The organism is Streptomyces sp. NPDC049627 (genome assembly GCF_044465645.1).
Classification (GTDB): Bacteria; Actinomycetota; Actinomycetes; order Streptomycetales; family Streptomycetaceae; genus Streptomyces.
Genome location: NZ_JBITLW010000026.1, coordinates 14,250 through 33,315, shown reverse-complemented (window position 1 = coordinate 33,315; position 19,066 = coordinate 14,250). Strand labels below are relative to the sequence as shown.

The window sequence follows — 19,066 nt, the reverse complement described above, 5'->3', positions numbered from 1 at the left end:
CGATCGCGGCGTCAGATGCCTGTGCGGTGAGCGTGTGATGGGCAGCGGTCATGACCGGCGCCGGAAGTAGCCGACTTGGCCCTCCACTCCACCCTTCTCATGGGCGCCACGAAGTCCTGGCTCGCAGTAGAAGGGGGTGAACCCGTAGAACTCGTGCAGCGCGGTCCACTTCGGGTTCTCCTCCCGCAGTCGGCTGCGGAAGATGACCTTGCGGACGGCCGGGGTGAGGTTGTCGTAGCGCACCTGCCCGGCCGGCACTCCGCCCAGCACGGACAGGGCGTGCACGTGTCCTTCGAAGAACGCCTGCTGCCCGCAGGAACGGGAGATCCGGTGCACCGCCCGGCCTGAGTAGGCCAGCCGGAAGGCGAACAGATAGCACGTCACCCGCTCTCCGGCCAGGTCGACCCAGACCTCCCCGAAGTCGACCTCGGCGTCCGCGCCCGGCGCGTTATGGCGGATCAGGTAGCCCTCAGCTGGTACCCCGCCCTCCTCGGCGATCGCCCTACGGCGGGCCGTGACGAAGTCCCGCACCGTGGTGTAGGGGAGCGTGACCCCGAATTCCTCTTCCAGCCGCGTCCCGATCCGCTTGGCAGTGTGCCGCTGCTTGCGCGGCGCCTCCAGATCCGCCCGCAGCCACTCATCGACCGTCTTCTCGTACGGCTCCATCCGCGGCGAGGTCCGCACCGGCGGCTTGCGCGGCTTCGGCACCGGCGAGGCCAGCGCCTCCCGCACCAGACGCCGGTGCACGCCGTACTTCTTCGACAACGCCCGGATCGACAGCTGTTGTTGCCAGCTGTCCCTGCGGATCCGGTCGAACAACTCCTGCTTGGACAAGGACATCCGCAGCACCCACCCTCGGCGGACCACATCCACCGTGGCACCGCAAGGCCCGAGGTGGGGCCACTTCGCCTCGCCACCACACCTCAGTTCCCCCGAACGCCCTTCCGCTGGGGCCAGTTGGAGTCGCCCTGGTGGGTCCGGTAAACGCCGCTCTAGCCACGCGGTCGCGTTCACGGGCCGGGCGAGACGGTGAAATCTGCGGATGGGAAGCGCCGCGCAGGCGATTGGCTAGCGGCGGGCGGATTTGTAGGCGCACGACGTGCAAAGCCTCGTCATCGCACTCGCGGCTCTACTCCGGACTCTATGCGACCTGTCGCAGGCCGTGCGTCACGTGCTTGATCCGTGCAACCTGGCGGCGCAGGACGGGTGCGCTGTGCGGTGATGGCTGCTGTGGATCAGAGCTCGCTGCGAAAGTTCGTTGAAGGCCAGCTCATCCGCCTGGAGGGCAACGCCTTTCAGGGCTGCATGGATCGGCTCGGGCTGGGGCTGTACCCGGCGCCTACGAACCAGTGCCGGGGGGGGGGGGCCTCCAAGAGCACCGTGACGTGAAGGTATTGCGCTCCCTCACCAACGACACCCTGCCGGGCGAGGTCGAGCAGTTCATCGACAACGAGCTTCGCTCCTTGCACCCCGGCGTCACCATCGAGGTGTCAGGGCTCAAGGCGCTTGCCCTGGAGATCTGCAAGCTCAGGCGGGAGCAGGTCGACCGGATCATCGACGTCATCTCGGCAGACGAGCCGGAGTTTGAAGTCGTGCCGCTCAACTGCGTGAAGACGGGGCGCGACCTCTGGCCGATCCTCTCCGGGTGCCTTGCGTCTTCGTCGGCACCGCCACCGCGGCGGCCGTAGCCCTCTGGCTCCGAACATGAACTCCTACGCGACCCAGCAGTAGACGTTCTGGCTCTGGCGTCGGGCGTTGCTGACGAGAGCAGCGAGATCACCCACGATCGCTTCGGCGATCTCCGCGTCGATGACCTCGCCGTCCTCCGCACGCAGCTGAACCCACGAGGCAGCGACGTCACGCAACCTGGAGTGCTCGGCGTCCGCGAGTGCAGTGGACAGGCGCGGCGAGATCGCGAAGACGACGCACCCTTCATTGTCCTGGCCGGCGACGACACGAGGTTCACCGGCTTCGACGAGTTCCTCGAAGCTGCCGCCCGCCAGAAGGCATTCCCACTCGAGCACGGCCTCCTCGGGATCGAAGCTGCCGAAGGAGAGCGACTCGAATGTCCGTCCCGGCCCGGTCTGGAGAGTCAGAGCCGCTGACGTGTCGTCCGGCGCCACGAAAAACTTGACGATGATGCTCACCTGGGCATCATGCCTGACTGCCCATGACCATGATCGGCCGGACAAGTCCTAGTAGCCCTTGTCGCCATGGAGCTTGCTGAGCCGGCGTCGCCGTCGACCGCGCCGGAGATGCCGACGGACAGGGGCAGACCGGTTCGCTCAGTGATCAAGTGGGAGGAAAGCAACCGTTGTCAGCGAGTTATGGGGAAGCGGCACGAGGGCTACTGTCATGATCGTATCGTTGGCCGGTGAGCACCCCGTGGGACCGACATGTGGCCAATTACCAGCAGTTTCATGCCTTGGTCACGCTGCTTTTGCTGCGACTGCACCCCCGTGCCCGAGCGTCTTCGGGCGGCATCGGCGGGCCGGATGCGGGCGACGGCGATGTCGTGGAGGAGACAGAAGCCGGCGAACGCATTGTCTATGAGATCAAGGCTTTCGCCGGGCCCATGACGTCGAGCCGCCGTCGCCAAGTCCGCCAGACTCTGGAAAAGGCGGCAAGGAACCCTCCGGACCAGTGGTACCTGGTCTGCGCCGCAGACCCCACGCCAGGTGATCTGCGATGGTTTGACGAGCTGCGGGAACGTTTCCCGTTTGTCAGCGGCTGGTTCGGTGCGAGCTGGCTCGACCAGCAGCTTGCCGCACAGCCCGATTTCCAGCGCTACGTCCTGCTTGACCCTTCCGCTGATGTACTGGCCCGCTTCGAACGAGAGCGCCTGGAGCGTGAGGCGGCTCTGGGGGCCTCCTCGAGCGGACCGGCCTCACGCAAGGGTGCCGTCTACTTCAGGGGCTTCTCCGACCGGCCGGCCGGCAGCGACTTGCTGGACCGTATGGCGCTGGTGCACGCGGTGGCCGACCTGCTCACGCCAGCCGAGGCCAACCCTCAGACGGCGGGTGGTTCACTTGCTGAGGACGGCACCGGCCCATCGGTCGTGGCGATCGAAGGCCCGTGGGGATCAGGCAAATCCACGATCATGCAACTGATCGAGAAAGAGGTCCATGCCCGACAGCAGGATGTGATCCCTCCCGGTGTCGGCCGTTGGCAACGATGGAAGAAACGGGCACGCAAGCGGATGCCACGGCTGCGGCGCCACAACCTGCCCGTCCGCTCCGCCATCAAACTGCTCCTCGCCCAACGCCGACCTGGGCCCCAAAGCAGACGCAGCCTGTGGCCGCTGCTGCGCCGCACGCCCGCCCGTCCAGCATCCCCCCGCACGGTGGTGACGGTTCGCTTCAACCCATGGGCATATCAGACCAGCGACCAGATCTGGGCCGGGCTCTCCCGCGAGATCGTAGAAGCCTCACGCCCCGCACAAGGCGCTGCCGGGCGAGCCCGTGAGGCGTATTGGCTACGACGTAACGCGCAGCGTCTCGACCGGCATCTCCTGCGCCGCACCGTAAGCCGCCGCCTCCTTTCCCCGTTTCTGCGGCTGGGTGTTTTTGCCCTGCTCGTTCCCGTCGTGGCGCAACTGGCCAAGGCAGATGCCGACTACAGGTGGTCGGGTCACACAGTGAACGCCGCCTCCCTGGCCATCGGGCTTCCGGTCCTCCTGCTGGCTCTGGGGCTCATGCACACAGCCCTTCGATTCCTTCTGGGCCGGGCACGCTCTTTCCTGCCGGGAGAGATTCTCGACGGGCCCGTTCTCAGCGGAGCCTTCGCCACCACCACCGGGTCGGCACCGGACAGCGCCCTGCGCGACCCCTACTACAACGCCCGCTCCGGCTATCTCTACCTCATCCAGCACGACATCAGCGACCTCCTGGAGACGATCTCGTCCAGCGGCCGAGAACTCATCGTGTTCATCGACGATCTGGACCGCTGTTCGGCACGCGCCACCGCCGAAGTGTTCGAAGCCATCAACCTGTTCCTGTCCGGCGCACTCCACTTCCAGGACCGCAGCGCCCCATCGCGTGTTGCGCCCTGCCGCTTCGTACTCGGCCTGGACTCCTCGGTCGTCGCGGCACACCTCGACCGCGCGTACACCGATTTCGGCTCAGCGCAGGGCCAAGCAGGCCACCAGGACCCCTCATGGGGATGGACCTTCCTGCGCAAACTCATCCAGCTGCCCATCACCTTGCCGCCTATCGCTCATCACAGCCTCGCCGCCGCGGTGAGCAGCCTGCTGGGACCCGTTGCTCCATCGACTGATCCCCACACCTCCTTCGCCGCACCGGCCGCTTCCCCAACCCCAGCAACCGGCAGCGCGATAGCGAGCCCCGCTCCAACTGACATCGCATCTCACCAGCCCGAGCTGGAAGCCCAAGTGCTCGCCCTGGAAACACACCCAGCCATCCGTGACCGCCTGCAGGACCGACTGACTGCACAGCGCCACCTGTCCATGCGGGAGACCAAGAGGCTTTTGACGGTGTGGCAGTTCTACCTGCGAGTCCTCGCCTACAAAGAAGGCACCGCACAAGCCCTCTCCGTCGAGGACGCCACCCACCTCATCAGCCTCGCCGAGATCACCGCTCGCTGGCCCTCCCTGCAAGCTGCACTCTCCACCCGCGTCGAGGGACAGACCGGTCTGGCCGTCCTCACGCCCCACACCGACGACGATGTGCGCTGGTCCAAGGCACTGAGAAGGCTTGGTCTGGAGTCCGCCGCCCATCGCGACGCCTGCGCAGACCTCCGTGTGCTGCTCGATGCCGGTGAGGGCCCCGCACTCGCCGACCTTGCTCAACGACTGTTCTGAGGCTTCTCCGACCTGTTGGAGTGAGCGTCCAAAGACTGGTGGTGGGTCCTTCGCCGACCCGGCACAAGACCCGCACCCCTGCCCACCCCTCAGGACCCTGCAAGAGGGCAGTCTGCGCGGTCCCGGACGGGGTGTTGGTGGGCCAACGGCGGGGGCCGGAGCCAAGCGTCCTCGCGGACGTGACGTGCCCATCACGTCTCGACGCGGCTGCGCCCCCTCGGCCGGAGCCGACTGGATCTCGGTCCCGTCGACACGGACAGCTACGTCCTGATCACGGGCACGGGCGGACGGAAAACGACATCGATTACGCGCCCACTGAGCATCACGGCTGGTACGCGGCCTACTACTCCGACGCCGGTGACATCCCCGATCCGATCGTGCTGCACGACGCCACTGGCTGCCGCGACGTCCGAGCGGACACAGCCGCCGTCGTAGAGACGATCCGCCGCTTCCTCCCCAGCGCCCGGCGCGCCCGAAGGGGACGAACCCATATACCTGGTGACCACTGACACCCAGCTCGGCGCCGTCGTCGTCGCCCCAGCCTGCGCCGAAGCGCTCGACGACAAGGCCCGCACCGCGATCAATGGCGCCGGCTTCGCCTGGGACGCCGACGAGTGAGGCGTACGCGAAGCCGGGCCAGGACCAGGCCGCAGCCCTCCAGATTGCTGGACTGGTGTTCGCCCTCGGCTACGCCGTCCAGACCCGCTGACCACAGGCCAGCAGCAATCCCCGGCGGCGGGGGAGTGGCACCCCCGCCGACGGGACCGAACGAAGACACATGCGGCGAAGTCCCAAGGAGTACACCGTGACCATCACCGATGTGAACGCCGCTTTCGCCGACGAGAAGGCCCGCCGGATAGACGCCGCGCAACGTGAGCGCACCTTCCAGGCCCGCGTCGACCGGGGCGAAATCCGCCTGCTCGGCGGGACCGGTATGAGGTGCTGAGCGGCTGGGACCGGGGTGAAGTGTTCACCGTCTCCCGCAGCGGTCGGAAGGCTTGGAACTGCTCGCCACGATCACCCCGCGCAGCCTTCCACCCCACGGCCGCCGCCGACGCCGACCCGCACCATGCCCCCGCCGACCCCGAAGGCCGGCTGCGCGGCGTCCACGGCGTACTGATCACCGGCGCCTCGCTGCTGCCCAGTTGCCCCGGGCGCAACCCCCAGCTCAGCGTCATGGCGGTCGCTCTGGCTGTCGCCGTGACCTTCCTGGGCCGATCACTGATGAAAGGGGCGTGGCGGGGAGCGCGTACCGCTGGTCAAAGGTGTCGTCCCGCAGTAAAGGGGAAGAGTCTATTCCATTAGTGGTATTTACGGCACTTCGGAGCGGCGCGCCGCGTCCGGTCCGGCGCCACCCCCAGGCGCACCCCCCGATCCTGCCGGTCCGAGGAGCGGCGGCGCAGGTATGAGCCAGGGGGACAGTGAACGAACCGGGACAGCGGTCGCCGCTTGGCGTGAGCAAGTACGCACGGCGAGGCGGACTCGGCAGCGCGCCCGGCGGATGCGCAGGGCGGCACGCCGGGCGATGCCCTGGTGGCGCAGGATGTTCCCCACCTGGCGCATGGTGGTCAGCGGTCTGCTCAGCGTGCTCCTGATCGCCGTCACGGCCTTCTTCGTCCTGTACGTGACCGTGCAGGTCCCCGACGCCAACGCCGCCGCCGTGAGTCAGAGCAACGTCTACTACTACGCCGACGGCACGGAGATCGGTCGTACCGGCGCCGTCAACCGCGAATCGGTGCCGCTCTCGGAGATCTCCCTCCACGTGCAGCACGCGGTGGTCGCCGCGGAGGACCGGACGTTCTACTCCAACAAGGGTGTGGATGTCCGTGGCACACTGCGCGCGGCCTGGAGAACCGTCACCGGCAAGGGCCTGCAGGGCGGCTCCACGATCACCCAGCAGTATGTGCGGAACTACTACCTCGATCGCGAGCGAACCCTTGACCGCAAGGTCAGAGAGGCCATCATCGCGATCAAGGTCAATCAGACGCAGAGCAAAGACTCGATCATGGCCGGGTACCTGAACACCAGCTACTTCGGCCGCAACGCCTACGGCATCAAGGCCGCCGCACAGGCCTACTACGGCATCCGCGCCTCGCAGCTGAACGCCGCGCAGAGCGCCTACCTCGCCGCCGTGCTCAAGGCTCCCAGCAGCTACGACGTCTCCACGGCGACCCCGGCGAATCGAGCCGCGGTCGTCGCCCGCTGGAACTACGTCCTGGACGGCATGGTCGAGCTCGGCTACCTGGACAAGGGCGAGCGCGCCAGGACGGCGTTCCCCGCACCCAGGGCGCCCCGGCCCACCCCCGGGGTCGGCGGTCAGGCCGGGTATCTGATCGACATCGCCCGCCGGTACCTGATCGACCATCAGGTCATCGAGGAAGCCGTGCTCGGCTCCGGCGGCTGGCAGATCACCACCACCTTCGTGAAGAAGGACCAGGACGCGCTGGTCGCCGCGGTGAAGAAGGTGCTGCGGCAACTGCCGGACACCCGCAGGGCCAAGTACATCCGTGTCGGTGCGGCGTCCGTGGACCCGTCCACCGGACGGATCGTCGCCGCCTACGGCGGGCCCGACTACGCCGAGCGGCCCTACAACGACGCCACCCGACACGACCTGCAGGTCGGTTCCACCTTCAAGCCGTTCGACCTCGCCGCCGCCTTGCAGCACAGCGCCACCGCTCAGGACGGTCACGCCATCACCCCCCGAACCCGCTACGACGGCACCAGCCGCCGCTGCGTCCAGGGCCTGCCCCGCGGTCTGCACTACTGCCCGCCCAACGAGGACGACCGCGACTACGGCCGGATCACCCTGCGCACGGCGATGATGAAGTCCGTCAACGCGGTGTACGCCCAGGTCGGCGCCGACGCCGGTCTTGCCCGGGTGCGCAGGACCGCCATCGCCGCCGGGCTCCCCGCCGACACACCCGACATGGGCGCCACCCCTGCCCTGACCCTCGGAGTGGCCACCCCCAGCCCGCTCGACATGGCCGGCGCCTACGCGACCTTCGACAACCACGGCCGGCACATCGCCCCGTGGCCGGTGCAGCAGCTCACGCGGGACAACAAGGCGCACGACCTGCCCGTCCATGACGCGGCGCGGGCGTTCTCGCGGTCCACCGCCGATCAGGTCACCTCGGTCCTGAAGGGCGTCGTCAGCCCCGAGGGCACCGGCTACCTGGCCACCGCGCTGGGCCGGCCCGCCGCGGGCAAGACCGGCACCACGGATGACAACCTCTCCGCATGGTTCGTCGGCTACACCCCCCAACTGACCACCTCGGTCGCCATGTTCGCCGAGAACCCCACCAGCCACACCCGGATCTCCCTCGGCAGCGCGGCCGGCATCAGCCGGGTCAACGGCGGCTCGTATCCGACGCGGATCTGGACCACGTACATGACCGCCGCTCTGAAAGGCCGCACGGTGGAGAACTTCCATCTGAAGCTGCCCGCGGCAGCCGACATCCCCCGCACCGAGGCCGGGGCCCACCCCTCGGCCACGCCGAGCCGCCCCACGGCCCGTCCCCACCGGCCGACGACTCCCGCGCCCTCCACGACCACGCCGGCCACGCGGCCTCCCGCGACGTCGCCCACCCCGACCATGCCCACGCCTACGCCCACGCCTAGGCCAACGCCCTCCCCGACAGAGACCGCGCCGCCCCCACCCCCGCCAACCACCGCCCCTCCCTCCACTGTCGCCCCGTCCACCCCGGCACCGAGCACGATCGAGCAGCCGAGCACGACCGGCACCAGCCCGTAGTTCCCTGACACCGGCATTCGGCACAGGCGCTGTGGAGTCTGCGACCCCGGGCGCGTCATCGCCCCCGCAGGACGCTCGCCGTCTCTCCGGTGCGCTCGCGAAGGACGATACGGAGCGTGTTGGCGTGCTCGTAGCCGACCTTGCGGGCGATGACGTCCAGGGGCAGATCCGTCGTCCGCAGCAGGTGTGAGGCGCGTTCGACGCGCAGGTCCTGGACGAAGCGTACGGGCGAGGTGCCGAGCGTGCGGCGCACCGTTCGCTGGAGCGTGCGTTCGCTGACGCCGATGGCCCGCGCCGCGTCGGCGATCGAGAGCGGCTGCTCCAGGTGGGAGCGAGCCCAGCGCTCGAAGGCCTCGAGCGTCGGGTCGCTCTGCGCGAGCGCCGAGGAAATCGTGTACGCCGACTGAGACGGGCGCTCGTCGACGACCAGGTAGCGAGCGACCAGCTCTGCGAGGGCCGGACTTCTCATCCGTACGATCGCGAGCGCGAGATCGACGTGCCCGAACGCCGCGCCCGCCGTCGTCACCCCCTCGGACGTGGTGACCATCCGGGTCTCGTCGAGCGTCACCGCCGGGTAGCGCTTGCGGAAGTACGGGGCGAGCCACCAACTCGTCGTGGCCCTGCGCCCGTCGAGGACCCCCGACTCGGCCAGTAGGAACGTGCCCGTACAGGCGGACGCGACGGGGGTGCCGCGTTCACGCGTCGCGGCCACCAGACGGCGTACGGGCGCGGAATCCGTACCCGAGACATGCGCGATCAGGGCGTCGGGCCGCCGCTCGGCCAGTGCGGGCACCAGCAGCAGGTCCGCGCCTTGCGCCTTGCCGACGGGGAGAGTCTCGACCACGTGTCCCGCTCCGGTACGGACCCGTCGGCGAAAACCGATCGTGGACACCCTCCAGGCGGGCGGGGGTTCCGGGAGTTCTGCCCGCATGCTGTTCGCCCCGTCGAGGACGTCGAGCAGGGCGGAGAGCCCGGAGTCGAACACGCCGTCGTACGCCAGCACAGCCACATCCATGTCGGAAACGATATCGGACGCGTCGTTTCCGACACTGGGCGAGGCGAGGGTGGCGGCCTAGGTTTTCCTGTGTCCGGACGACAGCGGGTGCTCGGTACCAGCACCGCACATTTCCCACGACGATCAGCAACAGGAGTGCACCATGACGAAGCTGGGACTGCTGGCCCGTATCGAGGCCAAGCCGGAGTACGCCGAGAAGGTGGAGGCCCTGCTGCGGGACGCGTTGCAGCTGGCGCAGCAGGAGGACCACACCGTCACCTGGTTCGCGTTCCGGCAGGGCGCCACCTCCTTCGGAGTCTTCGACACCTTCAAGGACGAGCAGGGGCGCCAGGGGCACCTGAACGGACAGATCGCCGCCGCGCTGACGGAGGCCGCCGGGACCATGCTCAGCGAGGCACCGGACATCCGGCCGGTCGACCTCCTGGCGGTCAAGCTCCCCTGATCCCACCGTCGGGCGGCAGCGCGCTCACCGCGCTGCCGCCATCGGCGACAGGACCCTCCCTCCGCCTCAGCTCCCGTCAGGACATGCGGATCTCCAGAGTGACGGCACCGGCCCATTCCCGAGCCAGTGCTCAGCCAGGCCCCGCCGCTGCCGGACGGCTTGCGGCAGATCGCGAGGCCGCTGATCCCAGAGCAACGAGCACGGCGACAGGGCGGCAGAACATCGAGCACGCCTGATGAGACGTTGTTCGCGGCCATCATTTACATCCTGGTCAGCGGCTGCGCATGGCGCCAACTTCCGCGGTGCTTCGGCATATCGAAGTCGACTGCCCACCGCAGATTTCTGATCTGGTCGAGAGCCGGCGTCTGGGGCCGCCTCCGCGAAGCCGTGCTGCACCGTCTCGAAGACGCCGGCCTCAGCGACGTCACCCGCGTCGTCCTCAACACCGCGCATGCCAGGGCCAAAGGGGCGAACACACAGGTCCGAGTCCCGTGGACCGGGGCAAGACGGGTTCCAAGATGCACGTCCTGTCGGACGCGAACGGACTGCCCCTTCTCGTCGGTATCTCGGCCTGCAACACCCACGACAGCGAAGGGTTGAAGCCCACGATCGAGGGCCACCAAACGAGACACGCCCCTACCGCCGCCGGTACGTCAAGCCTCAACGCCTGCACGCGGACGGAGCCTACGACCATGCCGACCTGTGCAGATGGCTGCGGTGGAAGCGGATCGGAGTGCGCGTCGCCCGCAGAGGGATCGAGTCCAGCGACCGATCAGGACGCCGCCGCTGGGTCATCGAGCGAACCATGTCCCGGCTGTCCGGCTACCGAAGACTCAGCCACCGCTACGAACGCTATCCCCGCAACTACCTGGCATTTCTCGGCCTCGCCGCCGCCCGGTGCTGCTACAAGCGCCTCGCCCGTCTCACCTTGTAGGACACGGTCTTAAAGGTTGAGCTCAGTGGGCGGCGCGCTCCCGGGTAGTGCGGCGGAGCCCGATGAGTTCGGCTACCGCCTCCAGCCAGCGGGCCACGACCTCGTCGCCGTCCACGGGCCGGGCCACCGACGCGGCCGTATCCAGCCAGCCCCGCACCAGGTCCGAGGCCGTCGGCTCGGGCAGCAGCTCCGGCAGCCGGGCGGTGTAGCCGGTGCCACCGCTGCGGACGGTCCTGCCGAGGAACGCCACCGAGCGGGGCTGGACCCCGAGGCGGTCGAGCGTGACCGCGGCGCCCACGGCTCCATCGCCGAAGAGGGCGCTGCGGCGTGGGCCCCGGGCACCGATGCCGTAGCGCAGGAGCATGGCGACGTCGGCCTGCGCCGACTCTTCGTCGGTCGTGGTGGGGTTCATCGGTACGTCCGTTCCGGTCATCGCACGGTGACCGTGTAGATGAAGTACGCCGGGTCGTTGCCGGGGCTGCCCGTCGCGGTGCGGTCGTCGCCGTCGGGGCAGACGCCCAGGACGCAGTAGCTCATTTTGATCTTCGCGGTGCCCGCGGCGACGGCCTCGAAGGTGAAGGTCTGCGTGCCGTCACCAGCCCCGTCGACACCGCTGTCGCCCCCGAAGTCCTCCTCGCGGCGGCCCTCCTGGCGCACCGTGGCCCGGTCGGGACCGGGGTCTACGATGCTCCAGTCCTGGCCCATCGAGGGGCTGGCCGGGAGCGTCAGCTCGAACGTGTCGCCCGCGTCCACTTCGATGGACCGGTCGTCGGCCTCGAACGTCTCGGGGCCGAAGAGGCCGCACCCGGACAGCATCACGGCCGTCAGTGGCAGGGCCAGGGCGGTGGACAGGCGGTGGCTCGACTTCACGGGGATCGGCCTTCCGTTCACTGGGCGGGCAGGTGGACGCCGTAGGCGTCGGGCAGGTCCTTGTCGGAGGCCTTGCCCATGTTGCCGTTGACGAAGTCGTCCTCGCTGACCCATGTTGTCGTTCCCCAGGGGTTGTAGACCTGCAGCATGTCGCCCTCCTGACCGATGATCATCATGGAGTGGCCGACCCGGTCGCCGTCCTCGTCCTCGCCCTCGACGCCGATCGGTACCGGTCTGCCCTCGGCGACGGCCCGCTGGATGTCGGGCAGCGCATCCCGGCGGTCGTCCGCGCTCCGGATCTCCTGGAACTCGTACTCGCCGCCCGTGTGCGGACTGATCTCCTTGTTGGAGATCTCGGTCTTGCCGTCGTTGTCCATGCCGTCGGGTGTCGAGCCGAAGGGGAAGTCGTACTCGTTGTTGCCGTCGCCTTCGTCGTGCATCCGCAGCTGCTCGTCGCGAAGCCGCTCCCGGAAGGCGCCAGGGTCGTCCTCCTGCCCGGACGGGCCGCCGGTGAGTTCGAGGGCGTACACCGGATCGACCATGGCGCGCCCGGTGACGACGGTCGACGGCACGCAGGTGTTGCCTTCCTGCGACCACCTCTCGCCGTTGAACGTCTGCTGGTCCGTGTTGTGGTTGGAACCCTCGTGGGGGCCGCTGGTGTTGATCCCCTCGTCCTTCATGCTGTCCCCGGCCGTGGTGACCGGCGTCAAGTGCCGCTGCAGCCAGTCCGGGTCCTTGCCGTGGATCTTGTCGCGGAACTCGCCGACCTCCTTGACGTCGTACCCGGCGGCCAGCGCCTTGACCAGGTAGGCGCGTTCCTGCGGGGTCTTGGCCTCGGCGAGCATCCGCTCGAACTCGGCCTCCTCGCGGGCGTCGAGGCGCTCCATCGCACGGCCCGAGCGCTCCAGGTCGTTCGCGGTCAGCAGTTCGTTCATCTCCGCCGGGCCGCCGGGGCCCGCGACGTCGGCGAGCACGAGGCGGTCCGCGGCGGAGATGTTGTCGGTCTTCATCTGGCCCGCCCGCGCCTCGGACGCCAGCTTGTTGAGGTCGCGTGCCGCGGCCCGCGCGGCGTCGTCGGCCACCTCCGCCGCGGTGTGCATCGCCTTGGCGCCCGCGGCCGCGATGCTGCGGGCCCGCAGCCGCTCCTCCTCCTCGGCGTCCTTCTCCACCATGTCGTCGAAGAAGCCGTCCTCACCGCCGAGGATGCCGAGCGCCTCGCGCAACTGCTCGCGGCCGCCTTTGTCCTGGGCCTTGGCGTTGGTCAGCGCGTCGGCCAGGCGGTACAGGGCGCCGGCCGCGCCGCTGAACGCCTGCTCCATCTGCTCGGCGGAGCGGGCCGCCGCATTCACCACCTCGGACGCCCGCGCCCCGGTGCTGCCCACCCAGGCGTCGGGCAGGCCCTCGTTGGCGACCTTCTGCACCCGCCGCTGCACGTCGGCGGCGTCGTCGATCTGCTTGCGGTAGGTCTTGGCGAGACCCTCGAGGATCCCGGGTTCACCGACCGGCGCCGAGACACCCAGGGCGTTGTTGATGGCCCCGATCAGATCGTTCTTGCTGTCGGCCGAGGAGATGGAGTCGTGGTATTCGGCGAGTTTCTGGCGGCGGTCGGTGGTGGATTCGCCTGCGTCGGGCATGACGGTGCGGCCTTCTGTCGTGGTGAGGGCAGGAGTGTGGACTCGTACGCGCTGCGAAGGACGCTCAGTCGAAGTCGGACAGGCCGCGCGGCGCCGTCCCGGGCGCGGGCATGGTGCGGTAGCCCGGCGCGGGAACATTCCCCGCGGGCGCGGGCATCGTCGTCACGCCCTCGCCGCCGGCCGCGCTCATGCCCCGGATGGAGGCGTGCTCGGCGCCCTGGTAGTTCGCCTTGGACACCCGCACCTTGTCGGCCAGTTCGTGCAGGGCACTCTCCAGGACCTTGGCCTCTGCCTGCCAGTCGCCGGCGAAGTTGTTGTAGGCGGGGCCCGCGTCGGAGCCGCCGAGTGCGTCCGAGGTGTAGCAGGCGGTGTCCTTGACCGCCCTGGCTATGGCACCGACGTCGTCACCCGCCGTGTCGAGTGTCTGAGCCTCGCTGTCCATCGCGCTCGTCTGAAGGCGATAGCCCCCGGCGTGCCCTTGCACGGTCATTTCCGGCCCCCGATTTCATGATCTTGAGGGCGCAATCTAGCAGGGGACGGTGGCATGAACGCAACGACCTTCACAGCCCCCGTGCACAACAGCTGGTTCAGGCCCACGACCGACTGGCCTACACCGTGACGCACGCGGCCTGGAGACGTAGCAACCGGCACAGACGGTGACACTGCCTACAACGCTGTGACGCCTACTCGCCCCGTCTCTGGCCGGCGTCACAACCCTGGCGGGTGGTCCACAAGTTCAAGGGACGGGGCTGGCCTGTCTGGACCCCCGGCGGGCGGGAGGCCGTCCCCGACTGCTCGACCGTGACGCCGAGGATTTCGTCATCCAGAAGGCCTCCAGCCGCCACAGCCTGCTCGGCCTGCCCTTCACACGCTGGTCGATCGTCGCCTGAACGTGTGGCTGGACGGTATCCCGGCCGATCGGCGGCCATGCGCGTGCTGGGCTGGTCGTCGTGAGCGAGCGCAAGCCCTACAAGACTGACCTGTCCGATGAGCAGTGGTCGCTGGTGGAGCCTGTGATCACGGCCTGGAAGGCTGCGCATCCCTCGGTCAGCAGCCATCAGGGCCGGTATGCGATGAGGGAGATCGTCAACGCGCTGCTCTACCAGGGCCGCACCGGCTGCCAGTGGGATCTGCTCCCGCACGACTTCCCGCCGCCCGGGGCGGTGAAGTACTACTTCTACACGTGGCGTGACGACGGGACCGACCAGACCATTCACGACCTGCTGCGCTGGCAGGTGCGGGAGAAGGCGCGGCACGTCGAGACTCCATGCGTCGTCAACCACGGTCGGGGGTCGGGCTCAGCCGCACGACAGGGATGTCCCGGTCGGTCTTGCGCTGCGTGGCGGCGCTGCGGTAGGAGGCGACCAGCTTCGGCCATACCTCCTTCTTCTTCTCCGAGGAACAAGATGGCGGCCCGCATGGGGACGTCCTCGCCGCCGAGGTTCAGACACACTTCAGGGTTGGCGGCGACGTTGCGCAGCCATGACGGGTGGTTTGCCGCATCGCCGATCGTGCGGGTCAGCGGCCGGTCGACGGCTGCGGGGCCTGGGCGGGCGGTTCCGGGGCTCGGTGGCACGGATTCGTCTCGGCGAGTCAGAGCCAGTGGGTGTCGTGGCGCAGGAAGAACTCGGCCTTCTCGTCCTCCGTCAACTCGCCGAGGCCGGCGAGGCCCTCGAAGTACGCCTCGCGCGGCGCTCCAGGCGCGAACAGCAGAAGCATGGAGGCGGGCTGACCGGAATCATTGCGGAAGGCGTGCACGCCGCCCTCGGATACGTAGAGGAAGTCGCCCGGTGTCGCGTCGATCCAGTGGTTGCCGTCGAACAGCCGTACTGTGCCGGCGAGTATGAAGAACGACTCCGAGATGGATCGGTGGTAGTGGGGTGCCGGGCCGCTGGGGGCGCCGGTGAAGTCCCATCGGTACAGGCCGAATTGGCCATGGGTGCCGGCAGCGGTGGCGAGGTAACTCGCGGCGCCGGCCTTCATCGGCAGCTCAGGCGGTAGCCGGGCGACTCGGTAGGCGGCGCTGATCCTGCCACCGGTGCCGTGATATTGAGCGGGCGGGTACGACATCGACTGCTCCTCTTGTTCGATGCGGCCTGCGTTCGGCCGGTCAACTCGGCTCGCCTGTTGTCTGTGGGATTCTCCTGGGGAAGTTGTGGGCTGGGCGGGGGCTACCGCGTCCGGTCCAGGCCGTTGAGGAAGGCGATGAGCTGATCGTTCACCTCGTGGGGCCGCTCTTGTTGGGTCCAGTGGCCGCAGCCGGGCAGGATGACGATCGCGCGTAGCTCCGTGAGCTGGGCCTTCATCGGTTCCAGCGTGCCGAGACGGTAGGCGGAGTCCATGTCGCCGGTGATGTAGACGGCGGGCTGGGTGATGGTGCCGGTGCCGAGCTCGGGCAGGTCCGACCAGTCGGCGTCGATGCTGCGGTAGCGGTTGAGGGTGCCGGTGAAGCCGGAGCGCTCGTACTCCGCCGTGTAATGGCTCAAGTCGTCCTCGCTCAGCCAGTACGGCAGCCGGTCCGGCTTCGGAAGCGCGTCGAGGAATCCGGCTCCCTCCGGGGTGCCCATGAGCCATGTCGGCACCAGATCCGGGTCGGCGTCGCCGGACTGTGCGGCGAACACTCGCAGCAGCGTGTCGCGTACGTCCGCCTCCAGCTCGCGTTCCGGGATGTGCGGCTGCTGGAAGTAGGTCACGACGTTGAATTTGCCCTGGCGGTAGGCGGCCAGCGCCTGCGTGAGCGGCATCGGCGGCCTGGGGTGGTACGGCACACCGAGCGCGGCGATGGCTCTCACTCGTTCCGGGTGCGCCTCGGCCAGCGCCCATGCCAGCAGTGCGCCTTGATCGTGACCGGCGACTACTGCTTCGGCCACCTCCAGTGCGTCCATCAGGCCGGTGATGTCGGCCATCATCGTGCGCATGCCGTACGCCTCCGCCTCCGCGGGGGCGTCGGTGCGTCCGTGACCGCGGATATCGGGGGCGATGGCCCGATATCCGGCTGCCGCCAGGGCAGTCAGCTGATGCCGCCAGGAGTACGCGAGCTCCGGAAAGCCGTGCAGCAGTACGACCGCAGGTCCCTCCCCAGCCTCCGCCAGATGCATGCTGATGCCGTTGACCATGAGTGTGCGCTGAGCGATTTCTGACATATCGAGCTTCCTGGTTCGTCGAACGCAATTGCATGTGTGGGCCTGCCGTTGCCCGAGGTGTCCTCATCACGTCCGGCCGGTCTGCGGTCACGGGGAGGGCGAGGAGTCGACACCCAGGTGGAACGTCTCCGTCGGTGGCAACCGGCTGCCTCGTAGGTGGCGAGCGTGGTCCCGGCCTTCTCCCAGAGGCGGCGCGGCCTCTCCCGTGCCCCTCCCTCGTGGTTCAGTCGGTTCCGCTTTGGTCCGAGGTGGGTGATTCCTCGGGGGTGAGCGGTTCGCGAGGGCGGTGTACGCGGTCGGGCCTGATCCACCGGTAGCCGGGGTGGATTCCGGGGCTGAGTCCCTGCTGCGCCGCCATGCGATGGAGCAGCGCGCGCAACTGCTCGTGCTCGTCGGGGGTCAGTGCCTGGCAGATCTGCTGCTCGTGAGCTGCGGCGACCTCTCTGAGCTCGGACAACAGCGTGACGCCCTCGTCGGTCAGGTGCAGTGCGTACAAGCGTCGGTCGCTGGGATTCCTGCGGCGCTCGATCAACCCGCGTTCCTCCAGCCTGTCGGCGAACGGGACGAAGCGGCTCGGCGGCATCCCGAGTTCGTCGGCGAGTTCGCGCTGGCTGCGCCCTGGAGTGCTGGCCAGCAGGCGCAAGACCCCTGCCTGTGCGGGGGTCAGATCGAGCCCGGCGATCCGTTCCGCGAACCGGGCGGCCGCGTGCGCTCCGAGCTGGGCCAGCAGGAAGGCCGCGCCTCCCTGGGGCCTGGACCCGCCATCCTCACGATTCGTACTCATGGTGACACTGTAGCGCCTTGACAATCGTTTCGCTTTGTAATCATTATCGTGAGTATAGAAACGACCGAGGAGCAACCCATGACCACCGCCCCCGCCCGGCAGCCCCCCGAAACCGCCGCCCGCCGCCGGCAGTCAGGCCCGCCCCTGCTGGCCCCCGTCCTGGCCTTCGCCGTGCTGACCGTCGCGTACGTCGTCGCCAACCGCTCCACCCCGCACCCCGACGCCTCGGGCCTCGCGGTCCTGGACTACGCCCAGGCACACGGCACCACGATCAAGGTCGGCGCCTTCCTGCTGTTCTCCTCCGCGGTGCCCCTGGCGATCTCGGCGGCGGTGCTCTACCGCCGGCTGCGCGCGCTGGGCATCGCCGCGCCAGGTTCGGCGATCACCCTGGTCGGAGGGGTACTGGCCGCAGGCGCACTGACGGTCAGCGCCATGTTCGCCTGGACCGGGGGCCGACTGCCCGAGGACGCGAGTTCCGGTCTCGCACGCGCCCTGGCCGACCTATCGTTCCTGTCCGGCGGCCCCGCGTACGTGGTGATGTTCGCCTTGCTCATCGCCGGAGTCTCCGTGCCGGGCCTGCTGGCCGGCCTGCTGCCGCGTGCCGTGGCGTGGAGCGGACTCGTGCTCGCCGCCGCCGGGATGGTCTCCACGCTCACCCTGCTGGCGTTCGGCTTCAGCTATCTCCTTCCCGTCGTGCGCTTCGGCGGCACCGTGTGGCTGGTGGTCGTCGCAGTCCTGATACCGCACACCCGCCACCGCACGCCGCACCGGTAGGACCCGCACGGGCCCTGCCGCCGCCCGCCTCCAAGGAGCCCCTCACATGCTCAGCGACTACCCGGACCTGCAGGGCAAGACCGCCGTCGTCACCGGCGGATCACGCGGCATCGGCGCGCGTACGGCGCGGGCCTTCGCTGCCCAGGGCGCCGCGGTCTGCGCGGTCGGACGAGACCAAGAGGCCCTGGACGCGGTCATCGCCGACATCACCGACCGAGGTGGAACGGCCGTCGCCGCCGTCGCCGACGTCACCGACTCCGCAGCGCTCAACCGGGTGCGCCGGCAGGCCGAGTCCCAACTCGGCCCAGTCGACATCCTCGCCGCCTTCGCCGGAGGCCAGGGACACCCCACCCCCTCCACGGAACTGACCGAACAGCGCTGGCACGAGGTCCTCGACTCCGACCTGACCTCCGCCTTCCTGACCATCCAGGCGTTCCTACCGGGCATGCTCGAACGCGGCCGCGGCTCGATCATCACCATGTCCTCAGCCGCCGGCCGCCAGCCCAGCCGGGCCAACCTCGCCTACGGCGTCGCCAATGCCGGACTGGTCATGCTCACCCGGCACCTGGCCGCCGAGATCGGCCCCCGCGGAGTCCGCGTCAACTCCATCGCGCCGTCGTCCATCCGCACCGAGAAGGTCGAAGCCAATATGCCGGCCGACATCCAGCAGAAAGTCGCGGCCATGCATCCGCTCGGCCGCATGGGTACGACCGAAGACGTCGCCCAGACAGCCCTGTTCCTCGCATCCGACGCCGCCGCCTGGCTGACCGGCCTCACCGTGGACGTCACCGGCGGCCGCATCACCAACTGAGGCATGCCGACGCACGCCGCCGGCAGCCAGGAAGCAGTGCCCGGCGCCGCAGCCGGCACGCCTGCCTCAAGCATCACTTGGAAACGGAC

At 68.9% G+C, this 19,066-nt stretch carries 19 protein-coding genes and 3 pseudogenes; 11 read left to right on the top strand and 11 right to left on the bottom strand.

What is annotated here, in order from left to right:
- Positions 1-48: 48 nt before the first annotated feature.
- Complete coding sequence (gene istA / locus ACIBU0_RS43950) at positions 49-840, bottom strand: IS21 family transposase (RefSeq protein WP_398830422.1); 792 nt, start codon at positions 838-840, stop codon at positions 49-51.
- Between the two features lie 545 nt (positions 841-1,385).
- Here istA and ACIBU0_RS43945 point away from each other — a divergent pair.
- Positions 1,386-1,688: a hypothetical protein gene (locus ACIBU0_RS43945; RefSeq protein ID WP_398830420.1), complete on the top strand. Its 303-nt coding sequence runs from the start codon at positions 1,386-1,388 to the stop codon at positions 1,686-1,688.
- Positions 1,689-1,712: 24 nt separating this feature from the next.
- On the opposite strand, the gene ACIBU0_RS43940 is transcribed toward ACIBU0_RS43945, so the two are convergent.
- Positions 1,713-2,147 (bottom strand): hypothetical protein, encoded by a 435-nt coding sequence (locus ACIBU0_RS43940; protein WP_398830418.1) that lies wholly within the window; start codon positions 2,145-2,147, stop codon positions 1,713-1,715.
- A 227-nt stretch (positions 2,148-2,374) separates the two neighbouring features.
- Here ACIBU0_RS43940 and ACIBU0_RS43935 point away from each other — a divergent pair, with 227 nt between their 5' ends.
- The 4 genes from ACIBU0_RS43935 (at position 2,375) to ACIBU0_RS43920 (ending at position 8,570) form a co-directional block, all read left to right on the top strand.
- Positions 2,375-4,819 carry a P-loop NTPase fold protein gene (locus ACIBU0_RS43935; RefSeq protein WP_398830416.1) on the top strand — a complete coding sequence of 815 codons (2,445 nt, stop codon included), beginning with the start codon at positions 2,375-2,377 and terminating at the stop codon, positions 4,817-4,819.
- A gap of 805 nt (positions 4,820-5,624) precedes the next feature.
- Positions 5,625-5,765 (top strand): hypothetical protein, encoded by a 141-nt coding sequence (locus tag ACIBU0_RS43930; RefSeq protein ID WP_398830413.1) that lies wholly within the window; start codon positions 5,625-5,627, stop codon positions 5,763-5,765.
- Entirely contained in the window at positions 5,759-6,124 is a 366-nt protein-coding gene (locus tag ACIBU0_RS43925) for a GMC oxidoreductase (protein WP_398830411.1), read from the top strand. Before ACIBU0_RS43930 ends, ACIBU0_RS43925 begins: the two co-directional genes overlap by 7 nt.
- Positions 6,125-6,362: 238 nt before the next feature.
- Complete coding sequence (locus tag ACIBU0_RS43920) at positions 6,363-8,570, top strand: transglycosylase domain-containing protein (RefSeq protein ID WP_398830409.1); 2,208 nt, start codon at positions 6,363-6,365, stop codon at positions 8,568-8,570.
- 55 nt (positions 8,571-8,625) lie between these two features.
- Here the strand turns inward: ACIBU0_RS43920 and ACIBU0_RS43915 are convergent, their stop codons facing one another.
- The gene (locus ACIBU0_RS43915) at positions 8,626-9,585 is read right to left on the bottom strand and encodes a GlxA family transcriptional regulator (RefSeq protein ID WP_398830407.1); all 960 of its coding nucleotides are present in this window, start codon (positions 9,583-9,585) and stop codon (positions 8,626-8,628) included.
- A gap of 142 nt (positions 9,586-9,727) precedes the next feature.
- On the opposite strand from ACIBU0_RS43915, the gene ACIBU0_RS43910 reads away from it, so the two are divergent.
- Positions 9,728-10,027 carry a putative quinol monooxygenase gene (locus tag ACIBU0_RS43910; RefSeq protein ID WP_398830406.1) on the top strand — a complete coding sequence of 100 codons (300 nt, stop codon included), beginning with the start codon at positions 9,728-9,730 and terminating at the stop codon, positions 10,025-10,027.
- A gap of 126 nt (positions 10,028-10,153) precedes the next feature.
- A pseudogene (locus tag ACIBU0_RS43905) lies at positions 10,154-10,961 on the top strand (IS5 family transposase).
- A gap of 22 nt (positions 10,962-10,983) precedes the next feature.
- On the opposite strand, the gene ACIBU0_RS43900 reads toward ACIBU0_RS43905, so the two are convergent.
- The 4 genes from ACIBU0_RS43900 to ACIBU0_RS43885 all read right to left on the bottom strand — a co-directional run bounded on the left by ACIBU0_RS43900 (position 10,984) and on the right by ACIBU0_RS43885 (position 13,907).
- Positions 10,984-11,373 carry a hypothetical protein gene (locus ACIBU0_RS43900; RefSeq protein WP_398830404.1) on the bottom strand — a complete coding sequence of 130 codons (390 nt, stop codon included), beginning with the start codon at positions 11,371-11,373 and terminating at the stop codon, positions 10,984-10,986.
- Positions 11,374-11,390: 17 nt separating this feature from the next.
- The gene (locus tag ACIBU0_RS43895; protein ID WP_398830402.1) at positions 11,391-11,831 is read right to left on the bottom strand and encodes a protease inhibitor I42 family protein; all 441 of its coding nucleotides are present in this window, start codon (positions 11,829-11,831) and stop codon (positions 11,391-11,393) included.
- A 17-nt stretch (positions 11,832-11,848) separates the two neighbouring features.
- Positions 11,849-13,465, bottom strand: coding sequence for a WXG100 family type VII secretion target (locus ACIBU0_RS43890; protein ID WP_398830400.1), 1,617 nt, complete (start codon positions 13,463-13,465; stop codon positions 11,849-11,851).
- A gap of 64 nt (positions 13,466-13,529) precedes the next feature.
- A complete protein-coding gene (locus ACIBU0_RS43885; protein WP_398830398.1) occupies positions 13,530-13,907 on the bottom strand; it encodes a hypothetical protein in 378 nt (125 codons plus the stop codon).
- A gap of 304 nt (positions 13,908-14,211) precedes the next feature.
- Between ACIBU0_RS43885 and ACIBU0_RS43880 the strand changes: the two are divergent.
- Both ACIBU0_RS43880 and ACIBU0_RS43875 read left to right on the top strand, forming a co-directional pair.
- Positions 14,212-14,346, top strand: a pseudogene (locus ACIBU0_RS43880) (IS630 family transposase); the annotation flags it as partial.
- A gap of 69 nt (positions 14,347-14,415) precedes the next feature.
- A pseudogene (locus ACIBU0_RS43875) lies at positions 14,416-14,742 on the top strand (transposase); the annotation flags it as partial.
- On the opposite strand, the gene ACIBU0_RS43870 reads toward ACIBU0_RS43875, so the two are convergent.
- The 4 genes from ACIBU0_RS43870 to ACIBU0_RS43855 all read right to left on the bottom strand — a co-directional run bounded on the left by ACIBU0_RS43870 (position 14,679) and on the right by ACIBU0_RS43855 (position 17,392).
- Positions 14,679-15,041 (bottom strand): nitroreductase/quinone reductase family protein, encoded by a 363-nt coding sequence (locus ACIBU0_RS43870; RefSeq protein WP_398830396.1) that lies wholly within the window; start codon positions 15,039-15,041, stop codon positions 14,679-14,681. The pseudogene ACIBU0_RS43875 and the gene ACIBU0_RS43870 overlap by 64 nt on opposite strands.
- 17 nt (positions 15,042-15,058) lie before the next feature.
- On the bottom strand, positions 15,059-15,535 hold the full coding sequence (locus ACIBU0_RS43865) for a cupin domain-containing protein (protein ID WP_398830393.1): 477 nt from the start codon (positions 15,533-15,535) through the stop codon (positions 15,059-15,061).
- Between the two features lie 101 nt (positions 15,536-15,636).
- Positions 15,637-16,608, bottom strand: a complete 972-nt coding sequence (locus ACIBU0_RS43860; RefSeq protein ID WP_398830390.1) for an alpha/beta fold hydrolase — start codon at positions 16,606-16,608, stop codon at positions 15,637-15,639.
- A 223-nt stretch (positions 16,609-16,831) separates the two neighbouring features.
- A complete protein-coding gene (locus tag ACIBU0_RS43855; RefSeq protein ID WP_398830388.1) occupies positions 16,832-17,392 on the bottom strand; it encodes a MarR family winged helix-turn-helix transcriptional regulator in 561 nt (186 codons plus the stop codon).
- A gap of 78 nt (positions 17,393-17,470) precedes the next feature.
- Between ACIBU0_RS43855 and ACIBU0_RS43850 the strand changes: the two genes are divergently transcribed.
- Positions 17,471-18,166: a DUF4386 domain-containing protein gene (locus tag ACIBU0_RS43850; RefSeq protein ID WP_398830385.1), complete on the top strand. Its 696-nt coding sequence runs from the start codon at positions 17,471-17,473 to the stop codon at positions 18,164-18,166.
- 46 nt (positions 18,167-18,212) lie between these two features.
- Positions 18,213-18,977 (top strand): SDR family NAD(P)-dependent oxidoreductase, encoded by a 765-nt coding sequence (locus ACIBU0_RS43845; protein WP_398830382.1) that lies wholly within the window; start codon positions 18,213-18,215, stop codon positions 18,975-18,977.
- The last annotated feature ends 89 nt before the right edge of the window (positions 18,978-19,066 follow it).

Coding starts and splice junctions, on each gene's coding strand:
- ACIBU0_RS43845 (WP_398830382.1), top strand. CDS start 18,213: ATGCTCAGCGACTACCCGGACCTGCAGGGCAAGACCGCCGTCGTCACC.
- ACIBU0_RS43855 (WP_398830388.1), bottom strand. CDS start 17,392: ATGAGTACGAATCGTGAGGATGGCGGGTCCAGGCCCCAGGGAGGCGCG.
- ACIBU0_RS43850 (WP_398830385.1), top strand. CDS start 17,471: ATGACCACCGCCCCCGCCCGGCAGCCCCCCGAAACCGCCGCCCGCCGC.
- ACIBU0_RS43865 (WP_398830393.1), bottom strand. CDS start 15,535: ATGTCGTACCCGCCCGCTCAATATCACGGCACCGGTGGCAGGATCAGC.
- ACIBU0_RS43910 (WP_398830406.1), top strand. CDS start 9,728: ATGACGAAGCTGGGACTGCTGGCCCGTATCGAGGCCAAGCCGGAGTAC.
- ACIBU0_RS43860 (WP_398830390.1), bottom strand. CDS start 16,608: ATGTCAGAAATCGCTCAGCGCACACTCATGGTCAACGGCATCAGCATG.
- istA (WP_398830422.1), bottom strand. CDS start 840: ATGTCCTTGTCCAAGCAGGAGTTGTTCGACCGGATCCGCAGGGACAGC.
- ACIBU0_RS43915 (WP_398830407.1), bottom strand. CDS start 9,585: ATGGATGTGGCTGTGCTGGCGTACGACGGCGTGTTCGACTCCGGGCTC.
- ACIBU0_RS43920 (WP_398830409.1), top strand. CDS start 6,363: ATGTTCCCCACCTGGCGCATGGTGGTCAGCGGTCTGCTCAGCGTGCTC.
- ACIBU0_RS43885 (WP_398830398.1), bottom strand. CDS start 13,907: ATGGACAGCGAGGCTCAGACACTCGACACGGCGGGTGACGACGTCGGT.
- ACIBU0_RS43900 (WP_398830404.1), bottom strand. CDS start 11,373: ATGAACCCCACCACGACCGACGAAGAGTCGGCGCAGGCCGACGTCGCC.
- ACIBU0_RS43890 (WP_398830400.1), bottom strand. CDS start 13,465: ATGCCCGACGCAGGCGAATCCACCACCGACCGCCGCCAGAAACTCGCC.